This window comes from Bradyrhizobium sp. 149 (genome assembly GCF_023073915.1).
GTDB lineage: Bacteria > Pseudomonadota > Alphaproteobacteria > Rhizobiales > Xanthobacteraceae > Bradyrhizobium.
In genome coordinates this window covers 1-16,844 of sequence record NZ_JADPKK010000019.1, presented here as the reverse complement: position 1 = coordinate 16,844, position 16,844 = coordinate 1, and the positions used below count along the sequence as shown (strand labels likewise).

General features: G+C 64.7%; 19 protein-coding genes. 15 read left to right on the top strand and 4 right to left on the bottom strand.

Annotated features, from left to right (window positions below):
- Nucleotides 1-2 precede the first annotated feature (2 nt).
- From IVA88_RS11580 to IVA88_RS11570, 3 genes are all read left to right on the top strand, one after another.
- Entirely contained in the window at nt 3-269 is a 267-nt protein-coding gene (locus tag IVA88_RS11580; RefSeq protein WP_247497418.1) for a hypothetical protein, read from the top strand.
- A gap of 344 nt (nt 270-613) precedes the next feature.
- On the top strand, nt 614-3,781 hold the full coding sequence (locus tag IVA88_RS11575; RefSeq protein ID WP_247497417.1) for a CheR family methyltransferase: 3,168 nt from the start codon (nt 614-616) through the stop codon (nt 3,779-3,781).
- Nucleotides 3,781-4,527, top strand: coding sequence for a Crp/Fnr family transcriptional regulator (locus IVA88_RS11570; RefSeq protein ID WP_247497416.1), 747 nt, complete (start codon nt 3,781-3,783; stop codon nt 4,525-4,527). The genes IVA88_RS11575 and IVA88_RS11570 overlap by 1 nt, the downstream gene beginning before the upstream one ends.
- A 161-nt stretch (nt 4,528-4,688) precedes the next feature.
- Here the strand turns inward: IVA88_RS11570 and IVA88_RS11565 are convergent, their stop codons facing one another.
- On the bottom strand, nt 4,689-5,012 hold the full coding sequence (locus IVA88_RS11565; RefSeq protein WP_247497415.1) for a hypothetical protein: 324 nt from the start codon (nt 5,010-5,012) through the stop codon (nt 4,689-4,691).
- 162 nt (nt 5,013-5,174) lie between these two features.
- On the opposite strand from IVA88_RS11565, the gene IVA88_RS11560 reads away from it, so the two are divergent.
- From IVA88_RS11560 to IVA88_RS11530, 7 genes are all read left to right on the top strand, one after another.
- Entirely contained in the window at nt 5,175-5,381 is a 207-nt protein-coding gene (locus tag IVA88_RS11560) for a hypothetical protein (protein ID WP_247497414.1), read from the top strand.
- Between the two features lies 1 nt (nt 5,382).
- Nucleotides 5,383-5,583: a hypothetical protein gene (locus IVA88_RS11555; protein ID WP_247497413.1), complete on the top strand. Its 201-nt coding sequence runs from the start codon at nt 5,383-5,385 to the stop codon at nt 5,581-5,583.
- A 65-nt stretch (nt 5,584-5,648) separates the two neighbouring features.
- Nucleotides 5,649-6,725, top strand: a complete 1,077-nt coding sequence (locus tag IVA88_RS11550) for a flavodoxin family protein (RefSeq protein WP_247497412.1) — start codon at nt 5,649-5,651, stop codon at nt 6,723-6,725.
- Nucleotides 6,722-7,627, top strand: coding sequence for an NAD(P)/FAD-dependent oxidoreductase (locus tag IVA88_RS11545; RefSeq protein ID WP_247497411.1), 906 nt, complete (start codon nt 6,722-6,724; stop codon nt 7,625-7,627). Before IVA88_RS11550 ends, IVA88_RS11545 begins: the two co-directional genes overlap by 4 nt.
- A gap of 28 nt (nt 7,628-7,655) precedes the next feature.
- The gene (locus IVA88_RS11540) at nt 7,656-8,600 is read left to right on the top strand and encodes a cation diffusion facilitator family transporter (RefSeq protein WP_247498002.1); all 945 of its coding nucleotides are present in this window, start codon (nt 7,656-7,658) and stop codon (nt 8,598-8,600) included.
- A 112-nt stretch (nt 8,601-8,712) separates the two neighbouring features.
- Nucleotides 8,713-9,042: a four-helix bundle copper-binding protein gene (locus IVA88_RS11535; RefSeq protein WP_247497410.1), complete on the top strand. Its 330-nt coding sequence runs from the start codon at nt 8,713-8,715 to the stop codon at nt 9,040-9,042.
- Between the two features lie 10 nt (nt 9,043-9,052).
- Nucleotides 9,053-9,241 (top strand): hypothetical protein, encoded by a 189-nt coding sequence (locus IVA88_RS11530; RefSeq protein ID WP_247497409.1) that lies wholly within the window; start codon nt 9,053-9,055, stop codon nt 9,239-9,241.
- Between the two features lie 21 nt (nt 9,242-9,262).
- Here the strand turns inward: IVA88_RS11530 and IVA88_RS11525 are convergent, their stop codons facing one another.
- Nucleotides 9,263-9,520, bottom strand: coding sequence for a hypothetical protein (locus IVA88_RS11525; protein ID WP_247497408.1), 258 nt, complete (start codon nt 9,518-9,520; stop codon nt 9,263-9,265).
- Between the two features lie 276 nt (nt 9,521-9,796).
- Between IVA88_RS11525 and IVA88_RS11520 the strand changes: the two genes are divergently transcribed.
- Nucleotides 9,797-10,171 carry a hypothetical protein gene (locus tag IVA88_RS11520; protein WP_247497407.1) on the top strand — a complete coding sequence of 125 codons (375 nt, stop codon included), beginning with the start codon at nt 9,797-9,799 and terminating at the stop codon, nt 10,169-10,171.
- A gap of 4 nt (nt 10,172-10,175) precedes the next feature.
- Here the strand turns inward: IVA88_RS11520 and IVA88_RS11515 are convergent, their stop codons facing one another.
- Together IVA88_RS11515 and IVA88_RS11510 are read right to left on the bottom strand one after the other, a co-directional pair.
- Complete coding sequence (locus IVA88_RS11515; RefSeq protein ID WP_247498001.1) at nt 10,176-11,483, bottom strand: polysaccharide deacetylase family protein; 1,308 nt, start codon at nt 11,481-11,483, stop codon at nt 10,176-10,178.
- 179 nt (nt 11,484-11,662) lie between these two features.
- Nucleotides 11,663-12,436 (bottom strand): polysaccharide deacetylase family protein, encoded by a 774-nt coding sequence (locus tag IVA88_RS11510; RefSeq protein ID WP_247497406.1) that lies wholly within the window; start codon nt 12,434-12,436, stop codon nt 11,663-11,665.
- Between the two features lie 116 nt (nt 12,437-12,552).
- Between IVA88_RS11510 and mgtE the strand changes: the two genes are divergently transcribed.
- The 4 genes from mgtE (at nt 12,553) to IVA88_RS11490 (ending at nt 16,416) form a co-directional block, all read left to right on the top strand.
- A complete protein-coding gene (gene mgtE / locus IVA88_RS11505; protein WP_247497405.1) occupies nt 12,553-13,974 on the top strand; it encodes a magnesium transporter in 1,422 nt (473 codons plus the stop codon).
- A 96-nt stretch (nt 13,975-14,070) separates the two neighbouring features.
- Entirely contained in the window at nt 14,071-14,373 is a 303-nt protein-coding gene (locus IVA88_RS11500) for a helix-turn-helix domain-containing protein (RefSeq protein WP_247497404.1), read from the top strand.
- 188 nt (nt 14,374-14,561) lie between these two features.
- Nucleotides 14,562-15,380 carry an aldo/keto reductase gene (locus IVA88_RS11495; RefSeq protein WP_247497403.1) on the top strand — a complete coding sequence of 273 codons (819 nt, stop codon included), beginning with the start codon at nt 14,562-14,564 and terminating at the stop codon, nt 15,378-15,380.
- A gap of 49 nt (nt 15,381-15,429) precedes the next feature.
- Nucleotides 15,430-16,416 (top strand): hypothetical protein, encoded by a 987-nt coding sequence (locus IVA88_RS11490; protein WP_247497402.1) that lies wholly within the window; start codon nt 15,430-15,432, stop codon nt 16,414-16,416.
- Nucleotides 16,417-16,844 lie beyond the last annotated feature (428 nt).

The following is a 16,844-nucleotide window of genomic DNA, read 5'->3' as shown; positions in this document are numbered from 1 at the left end:
CCATGAACATTTCTCTCGCCGAATGGACCGAGCAGCTCGACACCGAGCGCCGCCATCTGATCAAGGCCGATCAGGATATTGAAGAGGGTTGGCAGCGCATCCGAGACCAGGAGGATCGGATCCGTCAACTCAGTGCCGGCAGCCATGAGGCGGCCCAGGCGGAACGGTTGGCGGAGGCCCTGAAGCAGACCCTGACCGAATGGCTGCGCCATCGCGTCCTGATCGAGCAGCGGATTGCCTATCTTCGGCAGCAAGTCGGTCCGGAGTGATCCGGGCGGCAGGCCGCCCGAAATCTGCGCCGAGCTCATACATGAAGTCGAGTTGCCGCTCGGCGTTGCGGCGCAAACGATCGTTCTCGCGGAGCAGCCGGCGCGCGGTCGCGATGGCGTCCTCGGCCCGTCTGATCAGGGTCGCAAGGTCTACGGACGTCTGCATCACGGGGCTCCTGCCGCACGTAACTATGGGCCTTTGGTCGGGAATTGACAACGATGCTCGCTGTATGGAACGCAGCGCGACGTTTCCGCCTTTCTCCTGTTGGGATAACATCAATTCTGTTATTTGCGGCGAGCGGGCGTCCGCTGGTCCCCGTCACTGAATGAGAGCTACCGAGACCATGCATGAAATCGGCGACCAGCCGGTCGAAAGAGAGCGCCAGATCAGATCCCCGCTGATCATCGGCGTGGGCGCCCCGCCGACAGCCCTGGATAGCATCGAGCGCTTCTTTGCCAAGCTGACCCTAGGCGCCGACCAAGCCGTCGTGCTGGCGCTTCAACATCATGAGACGCTCGACGAGCCGCGGCTGCGCCAGATCGTGCGAAATTCCAACGGCGGCAAGATCGCCGACGTCAGCGACGGCCAGACCATCGAGGGCGGCACGATCTACCTATGCCCGCCGGCGATGATCACCACCATCCGTGGCGGGCGCTTCGCAGTCCGAGAGGCCGAGCAGGCGCCGGGCGAGCGGGCCACCATCGACAGCTTCCTGGTGTCGCTGGCTGAAGAACGCGCCGAGCAATCGATCGGCGTGATCCTGTCAGGCATCGGCGGCGATGGCACGCTGGGTACCGCGACGCTGAAGGATCACGGTGGTCTCGCCATCGCTGAAAAGGGCGCCAGTGACGAGGCTGATCATCTGAAGGACGCCAACACGCCGGCAGCGATCGCCGACTACGTGCTGACCGCGGAAGAGATCGCCGAGCACATCCAGGTCTATGCCCGTCATCTGCGGCGGCTGGAAGAGAAGCAGGGGTTCGATGAGGTCTTGGCCGCTGCGGCGACCTCGCTGTCGCGCATTGCCGACATCCTGCGCAGCAAGACCGGCAATGATTTCCACGGCTACAAGCAGAATACCTTTCTGCGCCGCGTGCAGCGACGCATGCAGGTGGTTCAGATCGCCGATATTTCCGCCTATGTCGATTTCCTGCGCAACGACCAGGACGAGGTGCAGCACCTCTTCAACGATCTCTTGATCGGCGTCACCGAATTCTTCCGCGACAAGCGCGAATTCGAGGTGCTGGAGAGCCAGATCGTCCCGAAGATCTTCGAAGGCAAGAGCGCGGGCCAGCAGGTTCGCGTCTGGGTGCTCGGCTGCGCCACTGGAGAGGAGGCCTATTCGATCGGTATTCTCCTGCGCGAGCACATGGCCAAAATGGACTCCGCGCCGCAGGTTCAGATCTTCGCTACCGACATCGACGGACGGGCGCTGGCGACCGCGCGCGTCGGCCGTTACCGCACCAAGATCGAGGCGGAGATGACCAGCGAGCGGCTGGCGCGCTGGTTCGTGCGCGAGGGTGACACCTATTGCGTGGTCAAGGAGCTGCGCGAAATGTGCATCTTCTCGCAGCATAACGTGATCAAGGACGCACCGTTCTCCAAGCTCGATCTCGTCTCCTGCCGCAACCTGCTGATCTATCTCAATGCCGAACTGCAGAACCGGGTGATCCCGCTATTCCATTTCGCGCTTCTGCCGGATCGCTTCCTGTTCCTCGGCAATTCCGAGAACGTGACGCGGCATCCAAAACTGTTCGTGCCGATCGACCGCCGCGCCCGCATCTTCAAGAAGCTCGAGACCGGAACGCGGCTGCCGCCGGAATTTCCAATCACGACCGCCGCGGGCAGGGCGCCCGCCGAGGTACCGCCGTCGCGCTCGTTCCGCCCCGACGTCGGGCTCGAGCGGCGCGCGCAGCGGGTCGCGGAACGCTACTCGCCCGCCTATGTCATTACGGACAGCAACTTTCAGGTCCTGCATTTTTCCGGGCGCACCGGCCGCTTTATCGAGCCGACGGCAGGCGCCGCCACGCTCGACCTGCTCCAACTTGTCCATCGCGATCTCCGCCTGGAGCTGCGCGCGGTGCTCAACCGCGCGACGGAGACCAACGAGCCCGCACATGTCGAGCAGGTGCAACTCGGCGCCAACGGCCATCGCGTTCTCGTCGATATCACGGTGGAGCCGATCCAGGATGGCGGCAGCGGCCAGCGCAATTTCGTCGTCCTGTTCAAGGACGGCCCGGTGCGCGTCATGGATGCCGACGAGGGCAATTCCAATGCGCTGGTGCAGACCGAGCATGTCGAGCGTATCGAAGGCGAGCTGAGGGCGACGCGCGAGCGCCTTCAGGCGACCATCGAGGAGCTCGAAAGCACCAATGAGGAGCTGAAGTCCTCGAACGAGGAGTACCAGTCGCTCAACGAAGAGCTTCAGTCCGCGAACGAAGAGCTCGAAACCTCGCGCGAGGAATTGCAGTCGGTGAACGAGGAACTGACCACTGTCAACGGCGAGCTGGCCCACCGCGTCCAGGAATTGACGCGCGCCACCAGCGACCTCGAGAATTTCCTGGAGAGCACCCAGATCGCGACCGTGTTCCTCGACAACGATCTGCGCGTGATGAACTTCACGCCGGCGATCACGCAGGTTCTGCATCTCGTCGAAACCGACACGGGCCGCCCCATCGCCCACATCAAGGCGCGCATCCCGATCGAGGAGCTCTATGACGACATCCGCGGGGTGCTGCGCACACTCGCGATCGCCGAGCGCGAGCTGAGGGACCCGGACGGCGGCACGCGCTACATCGTGCGCATCCTGCCCTATCGCAGCATCGACAATTTCATCGCCGGGGTCGTCATCACCTTCGTCGACATCACAGCCATTACCCGCGCCGAGGAGCGGCAGCGCCTGCTGCTGGCCGAGCTCCAGCATCGGGTCCGCAACACGCTCGGCGTGGTGCGCTCGATCGCCCGTCGCACGGCCGATACGAGCTCGACGGTCGAGGAGTTTGCTTCCCATCTCGATGGCCGGCTCAACGCATTCGCCCGTACCCAGGCGCTGGTGACCCGCGATCCCGAAGGCGGAGTTGATCTCGAATACCTCGCCGTCGAGGAGCTGCTGGCCTATAATGCCAGGGAAGGCGAGCAGGTGCGTGTCAGCGGTCCCACGGTGCGTTTTCACTCGAAGGCAGCGGAGACGTTCGCGCTTGCCATCCACGAGCTCGCGACCAACGCGCTGAAATACGGTGCCCTGAGCCGGCCGATAGGTCGCATCGAGATTTCCTGGCGCATTGAGCAGGGCACCGAGCCGGCGGAGCTGGTGTTCGAGTGGCGGGAGCGCGGCGGGCCGCCGGTTGCGCCGCCGCCGCACAAAGGATTTGGGACGGAGCTCCTGGAGCGCACACTCGCGTTCGAGTTCAAGGGGCAGACCACGATGGCATTCAATCCGAGGGGTGTGGAATGCACGATCACCATTCCCCTCAGTAAACGGGCGTTCCATACACCGGCGGTGGCCAGCTAATGCCCTTGTCGACGCTAGATCGCAGTCTGGTGGAGCCGGTCATTCGCCGGCTGAACGTGCTGAGGCCCCTCTCGACGGAGGCGCGCACCTCGCTCGAATACGCCATGCTCGAGGGAATCCAGCGCGCAGAGTCGGGCGAGGATCTGATCTCGGAGGGAGATCCGGTCGACAGTGTCCGCCTCGTGCTGTCGGGGTGGCTCTGCCGCTACAAGACGCTCGAGGACGGTCGGCGCCAGATCGTCAACTTTCTCTTTCCCGGCGAAAGTTGCGACGCGCATGCGTTCCTGCTGTCGGTGATGGATCATTCCATCGCGGCGATGACTGCGGTGGTCTACACCGAAATCAAGCGCGCGCGGTTCGAGGGTCTGGTGGCGGGCGACCGCGCGTTGGCGGAAGCGTTCTGGTGCGAGACCCTCGTCAACAACGCCATCCAGCGCGAATGGGCCATCAATCTCGGCCGCCGGGTGGCGTTCGAACGCGTGGCCCATCTGTTCTGTGAGATTATCGAGCGGCTGCGTCCGGTCGGCATGGTCGACGGCAATTCCTGCGTGATGCCGGTGACGCAAATGGATCTTGCGGACGCCACCGGGCTGTCGGTGGTCCATCTCAACCGCACGGTTCAGGAGCTGCGTGCCTCCGGCCTGATCGTGCTGCGCGATCGCACGCTGACCATCACCGATCTCGATGCGCTCAAGGACGCGGCGCTGTTCTCGCCGAGCTATCTGCAACTCTATCGGCGGGGCTGAGCGCTCTCTCGCTTGGAAACGGCACGCCGATCCTCTGCCGAAGACGGTCGACGGGTTCCGAGATACTTGATCCAAGTTAGCGTTCGCGGATGTTTTTGAGCGGATCACTGGTTTTGAGTAACTTACGTAACTTACGTAAAGGCGCTGTCGTCGCGAAGCTTTTATACTCTGGCTCCATGAATGACGTCCTGCTTGCCCGCGCTGAGCGCGCGATCGAAGCGAGCCGCGCCCTCCGGGCGCAGCACAGAGCGGTCGCGGATCAGCTTGATAATGCCACGCGCGAGGTGCGCCGAGTGGTGATGGAAAGCGCGATGCTGCGTGCGGAGCTCAAGGCTCTTCGCGATAACCGCGAAGAGCAGGCCCCCCCAAACTTGTGCCGCCGAAATAGAACCGCCGATAGCTAACGTGCAGCACGCGTCGGGATGGCGCCCGACTGCACGCATCCAGCGCTGCTCGGGCGCTGTCCTTCGCACCAGCAAAATCACGCACCGTTAACTTATTGAAATGCTGGAACCTGCCGTTGCGGCCGAAGCTTCGAACGCTGCCGGGCTGGGCCGCCCCCAAACCGGCATGGAAACCTGGGCCCCGGCGCCAGACCTCCCGCCGGGGCCAATTTCCTTCCATCCAAAGGGCTTTGTGAAAGTACAATGACCGCCAAACGCAACCGCAGGAAACAGACCCAATCGCTCCAAGAGCGATTAGCGGCATTTGCCGAAACCGCTCGCGAGCGCGCGCGCAGCCTGCCGCCCGGCAAGGAGCGCGACATGCTGCTTCGGCGCGCCAAACAAAACGAGGTGACCTCGAATCTGACGGACTGGCTGACCGAACCCGTCTACCCGAGACGAGGACCGTAACGTGCGGAGCATCAAGCATTACCGCGCGTTCCAGATCGATCCGGACGGGCATGTGTTCGGATGCATCAATCTGGTCTGCGACGATGATGAGCAGGCCAAGCGCGAGGCCGCCTCGCTCGTGCTGGTGCACCGCATCGAACTGTGGCGGCTGAATCAGCGCATCGCGCAATTCGATGTGCCGCCGGAAGTTGTTCGCCAGTAGAGCGACGAGGAACCCCGCGCTGCGCCCCGGGTTGGTCGGACTGTATCGACCCGCGAGGAGCCAGCATGACGGAAGCCGACGTTCGCAAGGGGATGCCGCCCGTCAAGCTCTCGCGCGAGGCTTTCGAGCGCCGCTACAGGAGCGGCTTCGTCGATCCCGTCTTCGCACCGCTCCAGCGCGAGCTCGAAGCCATCGTCGGCGCTGCCTGGGATGCCTATAGCCATTCGCGCAAGGCCCCGCTGACGCGAAAGGCGGGCGCCGGATTCTCCGATCCCGACTACGACATCGCCATCGACTGGCTCGATGCTCGCGCGAAAATCCTGGCTGCGCAGCGACGCCATGACGATGCGGACGAGGCACCGCGCATCCTCATCATCAACGGCTCGGCCCGCAGCGAGCACACCTGTCCCGGCGAGATGTCCAAGACTTGGCGTCTGGTCGAGCTCGCCGAGCCCGTTTTCATCGAGATGGGGTTTGCCGTCGACATCCTCGATCTGTCGCGCCTGGCGTCGGAGTTCGGCAAGCATATCCATCCCTGCAAGTCCTGCGTCGGAACCGCGATGCCGCTCTGCCACTGGCCGTGCAGCTGCTATCCGAACTATTCGCTGGGGCAGACCGGCGACTGGATGAACGACATCTATCCGCTGTGGGTCGCGGCCCGTGGCATCCTGATCGTGACGCCGGTGAACTGGTATCACGTGCCCGCCGGGCTCAAGGCGATGATGGACCGCATGGTCTGCGCCGACGGCGGCAATCCCGATCCCACCTCGACCCACGGCAAGAAGGCCGCCGAGGCGAAGGCGATGGAGCTGAGGGGCTGGTCCTATCCGCGCCATCTCGCCGGCCGTCATTTCGGTCTCGTCGTTCACGGCGATGCGGTCGGTGCCGAGGGCGTGCGCAGGGCCCTGTCGGATTGGTTGACCGACATGCAGCTGGTCTCGGCCGGCCGCCACGCCGAGCTCGATGGCTATGTCGGCTACATGGAGCCATACGCCACCTCGCACCGCGATCTCGATGACGACAGCGCATTCCAGAAAGAGGTGCAGAACGCCGCGCGCGCACTGGGCAACGCGGTCCGGTTGGCGCGGAGCGGACACCTTCGGCAGCCCGGTGCGGGCCTTTCCGATCCAAATCCCAAATGACCGGGGCTGATCAGTCGTATGATTGCCTGATCGTCGGCGGCGGCCCCGCCGGGCTGATGGCCGCGATCTACCTTGCGCGATTCCGCCGCCGCGTCTGCGTCGTGGATGCAGGCGCGAGCCGGGCGGCGCTGATCCCGCGCAGTCACAATGTGCCGGGCTTCGTCCACGGCTTGTCCGGCAACGACCTGCTCGCGCGCATGTCCGCGCAACTGGGCGAGCTCGCCGTCACGCGCGACGATGCCGAGGTCACCGCCTTGCGGCGGTGCGAGCAGGGTTTTCAGGCGATCTGGAACGGCAGCGCGCATGAGGCTGCCACCGTTATCCTTGCTTGCGGCATCGTCGACACCCATCCGCCGTTCGACGAATGGCGCGCCGCGGTCGCGGACGGGCTGTTGCGCTACTGTCCCGTCTGCGACGCCTTCGAGGCGATCGGCCGTCGCATCGGAATCGTTGGCCCGCTTCACGGTGCCGCCGGCAAGGCGCTGTTCATGCGCGGCTACTCGCGCGACGTGACGCTGCTCGCAACGGGCGAGGATGACGGAAACGCCGCAGCGTCGGAGCTGGCCGACGCGGGCGTCGAGGTCGTCGTCGCGCCCGGCCTGCGTCTGAGGCGAAAAGACAACGGAGTCGAAGCCGTCTTCGCCGACGGCCGGACGGCGCAATTCGAGATCGTCTACCCCGCGATGGGTGCGCAGGTGCGATCGCATCTCGCGATGACGCTGGGCGCCGAACATACCGCGGAGGGGTACCTGAAAGTCGACGACCATCAGCGCACCTCGGTCGACGGGCTCTACGGGATCGGCGACGTCGTCACCGACCTGCACCAGATCTCGGTCGCGTTCGGCCACGCCGCGCTCGCCGCCTGCACGATCCACCACGGCCTGCCGCGGCGGCTGGCATGAGGAGCGGGGTATCGGGACATTGGCAGACATAGCGGCAGAATTGTCCTCGAAGACCTCGGTCTATGCGGCCCTGCTCGGCAACGTCCTCGTCGCGGTCACGAAGATCGGCGCCGCGGCCTGGACGGGAAGCTCGGCCATGACGAGCGAAGCGGTGCATTCGCTCGTCGACACGACCAACGAGATCCTGCTGCTCTACGGCTACCGGCGCGCGAGCCGTCCGCCGGACGAATCCCATCCGCTCGGTTATGGACGCGAGCTGTATTTCTGGAGCTTCATCGTTGCGCTGCTCATCTTCGCGCTGGGTGCCGGCGTCTCGCTCTATCAGGGCATTCTGCACGTCGCTGCTCCCAAGCCGATCGAAAATCCCATGGTCAGCTTCGTGGTGCTCGGGCTGTCGTTCCTGTTCGAAGGCGGCTCCTGGCTGGTTGCTTTGCGGCGCTTCAGCGCGGATGGGCGGCGATTTGGATATTATCAGGCCTTCGTGCGCAGCAAGGATCCTCCGGCCTTCATGGTGCTGCTCGAGGACAGCGCGGCTTTGATCGGCATCGTCATTGCCGCCGCAGCCGTTGCGGCCGCCGTTTGGCTGGACGAGCCGGCCTGGGACGGGATCGGTTCGATCCTGATCGGATTGTTGCTGGCGATTGTGTCTATTGGCCTTGCCCGCGAGAGCAAGAGCCTGCTGATCGGCGAGCCGGCCGATCCGGAGCTTGCGCGGTCCGTCCTCGACATCGCCAGGCGCTCACCCGGCGTGCTCCGGGCCAACGGTCTACTGACGGTGCAGCTGTCGCCGGTCGAAATCGTGGCCGCCTTGAGCATCGAGTTTGCGGATGACAAGCGCGCCGACGACATCGAGAAATGCGTCATTTCGATCGAGACCGAGATCCGCAAACGCCATCCGAGCGTGGCGGCGCTCTTCGTCAAGCCGCAGACCGACGTCCGCTACCGGGCGGTGCGCGCGAGACGGTACGGCTAGCGCGCGGCCCTGCAGGGTTTCTCCGGTGTCAATTCACCGGAACCGGGAACGAAGGGCGTTGCCTGGTCTTGGTGGTGCGGCGGGCTGGGTGACGCGCAACTGGAGAAAACGGATGGCTCAATCCGAAGACATGACGCGCTGCATCGCGCTCTGCATGAGCTGCTACCAGACCTGCCTCGGCACGGCGATGAATCGCTGCCTCGAAACCGGCGGCAGGCACGTCGAGCCCAAGCATTTCCGCCTGATGATGGCGTGCGCCGAAATGTGCCGGACGGCGGCGCATTTCATGCTGATCAACACGCCGCATCACCGGCATACCTGCGGCGAATGCGCCGAAATCTGCACCGAATGCGCCGAGGATTGCGAGCGGGTCGGCGGCATGGACGAGTGCGTCGCCATGTGCCGCTCCTGCGCACAATCCTGCCGTGCGATGGCGGCCTGAGGACGAAGCCATGCTCGAAGAGAAGCTCAAGGAAGCCATCATTGGCGAACTGCAGCGGCAGGCGGCGAACCGGCCGCAATCGCTCGAGGTCCAGGACGGCGACGCTCTGAAAAACTCGGAGGAGTTGATCGTCAACGGCAAGATCGACCTTGCCGCGCTGGTCATGGTGATCGCGGGATCGGTCGCGGGCGGACCCTAGTTCGGCCGGTCAACGGCGCCCTCAGCCATATTCCTCGCCGATGCCGTATTCCCGGTAGATCTCCAGCGGATCGAGGTCGGGAAACAGGCGGCATTTGGCCTGGGCGAGGTGCAGGCTCACCGCCGCCGGCTCCTTGCCGTTCGAGAGCATCTTGCGGATATCGTCCATATGCGCGTTCGGCTGGTGCTTGGCTTCGAGCTGCTCCAGCGCGACCAGCGCAGTCGCCAGCGCCTCGGTCAGAACCCAGTCGTCGTGGCCGGTGATTCCCTTCTTCGGCATCGGCAGACCCCACATGTGGCGGCGGTAGTCTATCGCGGCTTTCGCCAAATCTCCATTGAGCCGTTGCGGGCGCCGAGCGGCCGACGGCCGTGCTCCGGCTTGCATTATGGCCGGCCGTGGCTAAAAGGCGGCAATTGCAGGGGCGATAGTATCTTTGTTGAAACAAAATTGGCGTAGACGGGCCTGCACCGTATCCAGGCCGGCTGTTCCGGTCAGGCCCCGATCCCCGCATTCGCAACACGATCCGGTTGCGCCACCTTCAAGGCTTGAGCCCGCATGGTCTTTTTAAGCTTCGTCTATCGCTTCGTGACCAACTTCGCATTCATGGCGATGGTCTATTTCAGTCTGAACTTCATGGAGAAGTACCAGAACCGGGCGATCATCGCGATCCTGGTGCTGGTCTATACAGGCATGCGCGCAGCCTCGACGCTGCGGGCGTTCTACTTTTATCAGAAGATCGAGAAGCTGGAAGCCGAGACCAAGCGCCTTCAGGCCCCGATCAATGACGGCGCGGGCGGAACGAGCGCGCGCAAGCAGGTCGTGGTCGACGTCGCGCGGCTGCGGCGCGACGGCGAGCTCAAGTCCTATATGGACCTGTTGTTCCTGGCGCTGATCGTGTTGCTCTGCGTCGCCAACATCATGCGGCAGTAGGGCTTTACGGCGCGCGCTTCTTCAGGCTCGCCACACGGGTCGGGCGCGGCACAGTGCTCTTGAGGGCAGTGCTCTTGGGAGCAGTGCCGTTGGCCTCTGCTGCATGCTTCGGTGTGACATGAGCAGCGCGCGCGGTGCGGGGGGCGTGCGACTTGCCGGCCTTGCTCTTGGCGGCGCGAGGCGTCTCGGCCGCCATTGCCAGCCGCGTCGCGGCGCGCCGCGACAAGGTCGTCGACAGCAGCACCTCGACCGAGCCCTCAGGGATCGCAAAGAGATCACGGCCGGGCACGGGCAGGGTGGCTGCGACATCGGCGAGCGCCATGGTTTTGCGCGGCAGCAGCGCTTGATGCTCGGTCCGCGCGTTGAGGTCTGCCAGCGCGGGGGCCGGAAGCGTTTTGGTCTGCGCGAACACGAAGTTGGGCACGGCCGGCCAGCGCGCGATCGGCGTGGTCTCGGTCGGCGGGTGCAGCAGCCATTCCACCGGCGTCGTCGGCGTCGCCGGCAGGTCGGCGGTCGCGGGCACCACATGCACGATGCGATAGCCGCGAGCCTTCAAATCGCGGATGATCTTCGGCAGCGCCGCCACCGTGCGCGGCTGGATATCGTGCAGCAGCAGAATGCCCTTGCCCTTGGCCTCAAGCCGCTGCATCGCGAGCTGATAGACGCGATCGGACGACACATGGCGCCAGTCGTCGGCCGGGAAATCGGCGCTCCAGACCTGGATGCCGCGCGAGATCAGAAGGTTTTCGACGCCTTCGGCGCGCATCAGGCCGGGAATGCGGAAGAACGGCGCCAGCTTGGACGGATCGCTCATCGCCGCCGAGGTCCACTCGATGCCGCCGTTGATCTGGGTCTCGGCCTTGTCGAGCGGCATCCGGTCGAACGTCAGTGGATGGTTCATGCTGTGCGTGCCGACGGTGTGGCCCGCCGCAACCAGCTTGCGGACGCCTTCCGGGTTGGCCTTGGCCTGTTCACCGATGATGAAGAAGGTCGCCTTGATGCACTCGTCGGCGAGGATCTGCAGCACCTGATTGGAATATTTCGGCAACGGACCGTCGTCGAAGGTCAGGACGACTTCGTGGTCCTTCAGCGGCAGCGTCTCGCGGTACTGCATGGTGCCGATGCGGGGATGCGCGCCCGGATCGACGATGAGAGTGCGGGAGGTCCCGAGCGCGTCCGGATGGCCGGGGCAGTCGGCGGCAACGGCCGCCGGCGAGCCGATGGTCAGCAAACCAAGCAATCCGCCAAGCAATCTGCCAAGGCAAAGGACGATCCACGATCGCGTCCGAACGACAACGCTACTTTCGATCATGAACCCGGTCTGCCCTCTTATGCGATTGCCGCCATAGTAGGTCGGAGACATCAGGAAACGGTTCAGGCGCAAGAACCCATCCCGTTACAAGCACCCTTTAATACTTGCATGGCGTAGCATGAACAGACTGTTAATAGGGCCCAAATCACCCCATTTTGCGCCGGCGTGACATTCGGGCATCAATGCGCGTCGGCATTCTTCTGTGATGTGCCCGCGGGCACGACGTGAACCACCCGATAGCCGTTCTCCCTCAGATACCGCAGGAAGGCCGGCATGATCGCGGCCGTGCGCGCCTTGGGATCGTGGAAGAGGATGATACCCTTGCGGGCGGCGGCGAGGCGCTCGGTGACGAGCTTCAATTCCTGCTCCGGCGTCATCTCGTTCCAGTCGCTGGCCCACAGGTCGGCTCCGAAAACGACGATGCCGCGGGACTGGAGCAGGTCCAGCCCGGCTTGCGTGGCTTCGAAATAGGGAAACCGGAAGAACGGCGTCGATGGTGTCGTCGTCGACGTCCCGTGCAGGGCCATCTCGTCGGCGGCAATGCCGCGGTCGATCTCGCTCTTCGCCTTATCGAACGGGATCCGCGCCATGAACGGATGCGAGAAGGTGTGGTGGCCGATGCTGTGGCCTTCGCGGGCGATGCGCTTGACCATGTCAGGGTGTTCGGAGGCGTGCAGGCCGATCAGGAAGAAGGTCGCGCGCACGCACTCCTGCGCCAGCGCGGCCAGCACCTTCGACGTCGTCGGCGGATGCGGTCCGTCGTCGAAGGTCAGCACGACCTCGTGATCGACCAGGGCCAACGTGTGCGGAAAGCTCTTCAGGCCCACGCGCGGCGTGGTTTTGGCGTCGACGCTCAGAATGCGGGAGGTGCCGAGCGTGTCCTTGCGCGGGCACTCGGCGGCTTCGGTCGAGGCGATACCGGTGAGGGCGGCGAGGGCTGCGCCTGCCGCCATTGCGGTCCACCTCAGTCGAAGCATCTTTGTCATTGCGCTCAGAGTTGCCTTGTGGGTATTGCCTGAACCGTCAGCTCAGACAACCCGATCCAACCTGTCAAACGGCGAGGCGCGCCATGGATGAACATATGGACGGTGCCGCCTCTGCCGCGGATTCGGTACTCGACCACGTGCCGATGCGCAATGAAGACGGCGAAATTCGTCACGAATTCGTCGCGGAAATTGCCCATGCGATCGAGGCCGGCAACAGCGCCGCGCTCCGTGCCTGCGTTGCCGAGCTGCACGAGGCCGATCTCGGCGATCTGATCGGGGCTCTCGAGCCCGACGACCGCGTCCGCCTGGTCGAGTTGACGGGGCGCGATTTCGACTTCTCCGCGCTGAACGAGCTCGACGAGGGCGTGCGCGAGGAGATCCTCGAGGAACTGCCGCCGGAGACCGTCGCGGAGGGTGTCCGCGAGCTCGAATCCGACGACGCGGTCGAGCTGCTGGAAACCCTCGACGAGGCCGAGCAGGAGGAGATCCTCGAGAAGCTGCCGCTCAAGGAGCGCGTCGCGCTCGAGCGCAGCCTGCTTTATCCGGAAAATTCCGCCGGCCGCCGGATGCAGACCGAGTTCATCGCAGTGCCGCAGGATTTCACCGTCGGCCAGGCGATCGACTACATGCGCGAGACGCCGGATCTGCCTGACCGCTTCTACGAGATCTACGTCGTCGACAAGGAGCAGCACTGGCAGGGCGCGGTCTCGCTCGACGTGCTGCTGCGCGCCCGCCGCCCGGTGGCGCTTGCCGAGCTGACCGACGAGGATCGCCGCCGCGTCTCCGTCCTGGAGGACCAGGAGGAGGTGGCGCGCATGTTCGGCAAGTACAATCTCGTCGCAGCACCGGTGCTCGACACCCAGGATCGCCTCGTCGGCGTCATCACCGTCGACGACGTCGTGGACGTCATCGAGGAAGAGGCGGACGAGGACCTCAAGGCGCTCGGCGGCGTCAACAGCGACGAAGAGCTGTCCGACACCGTGTTCACCATTGCACGCGCGCGGTTCAACTGGCTGCTGGTCAATCTCGCCACCGCCTTTCTGGCCTCCTCGGTGCTCGGCCTGTTCGAAGGCCAGCTCGAGAAGATGGTGGCGCTCGCCGTGCTGGCGCCGATCGTCGCGAGCCAGGGCGGCAATGCCGCGACCCAGACCATGACCGTCGCGGTGCGCGCGCTGGCGACGCGCGAGCTCGGCTCCTCCAATGCCTGGCGCGTGGTGATGCGCGAGGGGCTGGTCGGCCTCGTCAACGGTCTCGCCTTCGCAGTGATCACGGGCGTCGCCGCGGTGGCCTGGTTCAGGATCCCGGGCCTCGGCATCGTTATCGGGCTCGCCATCATCGTGAACCTCTTCGCCGGCGCGCTCGGCGGCATCCTGATCCCGATGGCGCTCGAACGTGTCAGGGCCGACCCGGCCGTGGCCTCCGGCACGTTCGTGACCACGGTCACCGACGTCGTCGGCTTCTTCTCCTTCCTCGGCATCGCGACCTTGTGGTTTGGGCTGAGGTAGATCTCGCGTCCCGGGCGCGCTGCGTCCGGGGCACGATGCCGCTATCTTTAATCCGAACTTAAGCGACCTGCCGCATCATCGTCCGCGCTTGGGGGAATGAGCATGCGGTTGCGGCTGAAGGCAGACGGACGGATCGTCGAGTTGCGGGACGGGCAGGAGTGTCCGGTCCAACCCACGATCCAGAATCCGCCAAGCCACACCAGCTCGCTCGCTGTGCGCGATTTGCGCCGCCGCGCCTGCCTGACCCAGATGGAGTTCGCGGCCAAACTCGGCGTTCCCGTCGAGACCATCCGCAACTGGGAGCAGGGCAAACGTGCCCCGCGGGGACCGGCCCGCGCGCTGCTCGCGGTGATCGCGCATGCGCCCGACACCGTGTTCCAGGCGCTCGCCAAAGCCTGAGCTCAAGGCTTGACGTAAAAAAGCCTGACAGAAAAGGCCTGACAGAACAGGCTTGGCGCGAACCTCCCGTTAGGATTGCGCTGAAGATCTGGCCCGGCGGCCGGCGTCGTCCGTTGGCAGTTTCGCCAGCCGGGTTCATAATGACGCCTGGGTGAAGATTTGGGCGACCGCGACAGAGAGGATTCCTCATGCTGTTCGTCGAAACCAATGGCGCAAGGATACCGGCGATCGGGCTGGGAACCTGGGAGCTGAGCGGGCGCATGTGCGCCCGTGTGGTCGAGCAGGCGCTGCGGCTCGGCTATCGCCACATCGACACCGCACAGGTCTACGACAATGAGCGCGAGGTCGGCGATGGCTTGCGCGCCTCCGGCGTGCGCCGCGACGATATCTTCCTGACGACAAAGGTCTGGACCAATCATTTCGCGCCCCACGACCTCGAACGCTCGGTCAAGGAGAGTCTGGCGCGCATGCGGCTTCCCTCCGTCGATCTCCTGCTGCTGCACTGGCCCAATTCGCACGTGCCGCTGGAGGAGACGCTGGGCGCGCTGTCGCATGCCAAGCGCATGGGCCTGACCCGCCACATCGGCGTCTCCAATTTTACCGTGGCGCTGATCGAGCAGGCGGTGGCGTTGTCACCGGAGCCGCTGGCTTGCAACCAGGTCGAATACCACCCCTATCTCGACCAGACGAAGGTGAGGGCGGCCTGCGACCAGCACGGGCTCGCGCTGGTCGCCTACAGCCCGATCGCCAAGGGGCGGATCAAGACCGACCAGACGCTCGCCGAGATCGGGCGTCTCCATCGCAAGACGCCGGCGCAGGTCTGCCTGCGTTGGTTGGTGCAACAGAATGTCGCTGCGATCCCGCGCACCTCGCGCGTCGAGCGTCTGTCGGAAAACATCGAGATCTTCGATTTCGAGCTTTCGGACGACGAGATGGCCCAAATCGCCGCGCTGGCCAATCCAAGGGGCCGCCTGACCGATTTCGGCTTCGCGCCAAAATGGGATTGAGAGGGGGCTGCCGTATGCTAGGACCAGCTTGGCAACCTGAAGTCAGGCAATGGAACTGCGGAAGATCATACGGACAGATATTGCAGCGTCAGCGATCGCCCATTTGACGCTGGTCGCGCTGATCATCGTGATCAGCGAAGTCCATCCGTTTCACGCCAGCCCGCCCGAATCGGTTTCCGTCAGCATCGTGACGCCGGAGCAGGTGAAGCAGGAGGAGGCCAAGGCCGAGGAGAAGGTCAAGCAAGAGCTCAAGGAGAATCCCCCGGAGCCGCTGCCTGACCTGAAACTGCCGAAGTTTGATCTCACCGACAAGACGGACGGGGCGACGAAGTCCGCGGCCAAACAGCGGGCCGCATCGCAATCATCGCAGCAGCAGGCGTCGCCCGAACCGCAGCAGCCGACGCAGCAGAAACAGCCACAGCCGCAACCCTCGCAGGCGCCAAAGCCGAGCGAGGCCAACGCACAGCCGCAACAGCCGCCGCCGCAAGCCCAGCCTCAACCGATGCAGCAACCGCCACTTCAGGCGACGCCGCAGCTCCCAACACCGCAGCCACTGCCACAAGCGATGCAGCAGCCAGAGGCCGCGCCGCCGCCGGCCTATCAGGCGCCGGAGGCTGACGTCACCGTCAAGTACGGCGTCATGCTGGGCCTGCCGCCGGAATTGCCGCCGGAGCTGCCGAAAGACGCGCCCAAGGACGATGGCGGCGATGCCAAGGATTCAATCGCAGCCAAGCTGCCGGCCGAAATCATCGCCGAGCTGCGTCGCCACTTGCGAACCTGCGCCAAGCTGCCGGCTGGCCTCGCGCCGACCGACAACGTCCGCATCAAGCTGCGCACGGTGCTCGCCACCGACGGAACGCTGGCGCGCGAGCCGATCTTGATCGAGGCCCCGCCGTCCGTGAAGGGCGTCGCCCTGGTGAAGTCCGCAATGAGCGCGCTGCAAGCCTGCCAGCCCTACAAGATGCTGCCGGCCGACAAATACGAGGAATGGAAGATAATGGATTTGCCGTTCAGCCCACGGGATTTCGGCGGATAGCTCTCGCGCAGCCGGATGGAGTCTTCCTGGCCACGCCTCCTCGCCTGTGTCGCCGCGCTGTCAATCTCCCGTCACGAAAACATTCCGCTTTACCGAAATTCGGAAACGGCGTATGTGTCGCCCATCCCGGCTCACCCAAGAGGGGCGATCGTACGTCGTCACGATATGCGAGCCGGGCTTGCGGTGGACGCGGCAGCGTCGGGCGCGAGGCTAAGGGCAGGGCGGATTGCTCTCCGTGAGCCCAAGGCGTCGCGCGGACGGACGGCGCTGTCAGGTTCGTCTCGCCAGTAAGTTTCCGGCTCCGTCGACAGGGCTGGAAAAACTGCGGCGAAATGGCGGGCCGTGCGTACGGCAAAACCGTGTGGTCCTGGCCGTCGTTGCTACGGTCAAGCTCTTGCGGAGGCGGCATTCGCGTCAACCGGCGCGGT

What these genes read in the sequence shown, in the direction of transcription:
- IVA88_RS11580 (WP_247497418.1), top strand. Translation starts at nt 3, where the DNA reads ATGAACATTTCTCTCGCCGAATGGACCGAGCAGCTCGACACCGAGCGC.
- IVA88_RS11575 (WP_247497417.1), top strand. Translation starts at nt 614, where the DNA reads ATGCATGAAATCGGCGACCAGCCGGTCGAAAGAGAGCGCCAGATCAGA.
- IVA88_RS11570 (WP_247497416.1), top strand. Translation starts at nt 3,781, where the DNA reads ATGCCCTTGTCGACGCTAGATCGCAGTCTGGTGGAGCCGGTCATTCGC.
- IVA88_RS11560 (WP_247497414.1), top strand. Translation starts at nt 5,175, where the DNA reads ATGACCGCCAAACGCAACCGCAGGAAACAGACCCAATCGCTCCAAGAG.
- IVA88_RS11550 (WP_247497412.1), top strand. Translation starts at nt 5,649, where the DNA reads ATGACGGAAGCCGACGTTCGCAAGGGGATGCCGCCCGTCAAGCTCTCG.
- IVA88_RS11545 (WP_247497411.1), top strand. Translation starts at nt 6,722, where the DNA reads ATGACCGGGGCTGATCAGTCGTATGATTGCCTGATCGTCGGCGGCGGC.
- IVA88_RS11535 (WP_247497410.1), top strand. Translation starts at nt 8,713, where the DNA reads ATGGCTCAATCCGAAGACATGACGCGCTGCATCGCGCTCTGCATGAGC.
- IVA88_RS11530 (WP_247497409.1), top strand. Translation starts at nt 9,053, where the DNA reads ATGCTCGAAGAGAAGCTCAAGGAAGCCATCATTGGCGAACTGCAGCGG.
- IVA88_RS11525 (WP_247497408.1), bottom strand. Translation starts at nt 9,520, where the DNA reads ATGCCGAAGAAGGGAATCACCGGCCACGACGACTGGGTTCTGACCGAG.
- IVA88_RS11520 (WP_247497407.1), top strand. Translation starts at nt 9,797, where the DNA reads ATGGTCTTTTTAAGCTTCGTCTATCGCTTCGTGACCAACTTCGCATTC.
- IVA88_RS11515 (WP_247498001.1), bottom strand. Translation starts at nt 11,483, where the DNA reads ATGATCGAAAGTAGCGTTGTCGTTCGGACGCGATCGTGGATCGTCCTT.
- IVA88_RS11510 (WP_247497406.1), bottom strand. Translation starts at nt 12,436, where the DNA reads ATGGCGGCAGGCGCAGCCCTCGCCGCCCTCACCGGTATCGCCTCGACC.
- mgtE (WP_247497405.1), top strand. Translation starts at nt 12,553, where the DNA reads ATGGATGAACATATGGACGGTGCCGCCTCTGCCGCGGATTCGGTACTC.
- IVA88_RS11500 (WP_247497404.1), top strand. Translation starts at nt 14,071, where the DNA reads ATGAGCATGCGGTTGCGGCTGAAGGCAGACGGACGGATCGTCGAGTTG.
- IVA88_RS11495 (WP_247497403.1), top strand. Translation starts at nt 14,562, where the DNA reads ATGCTGTTCGTCGAAACCAATGGCGCAAGGATACCGGCGATCGGGCTG.
- IVA88_RS11490 (WP_247497402.1), top strand. Translation starts at nt 15,430, where the DNA reads ATGGAACTGCGGAAGATCATACGGACAGATATTGCAGCGTCAGCGATC.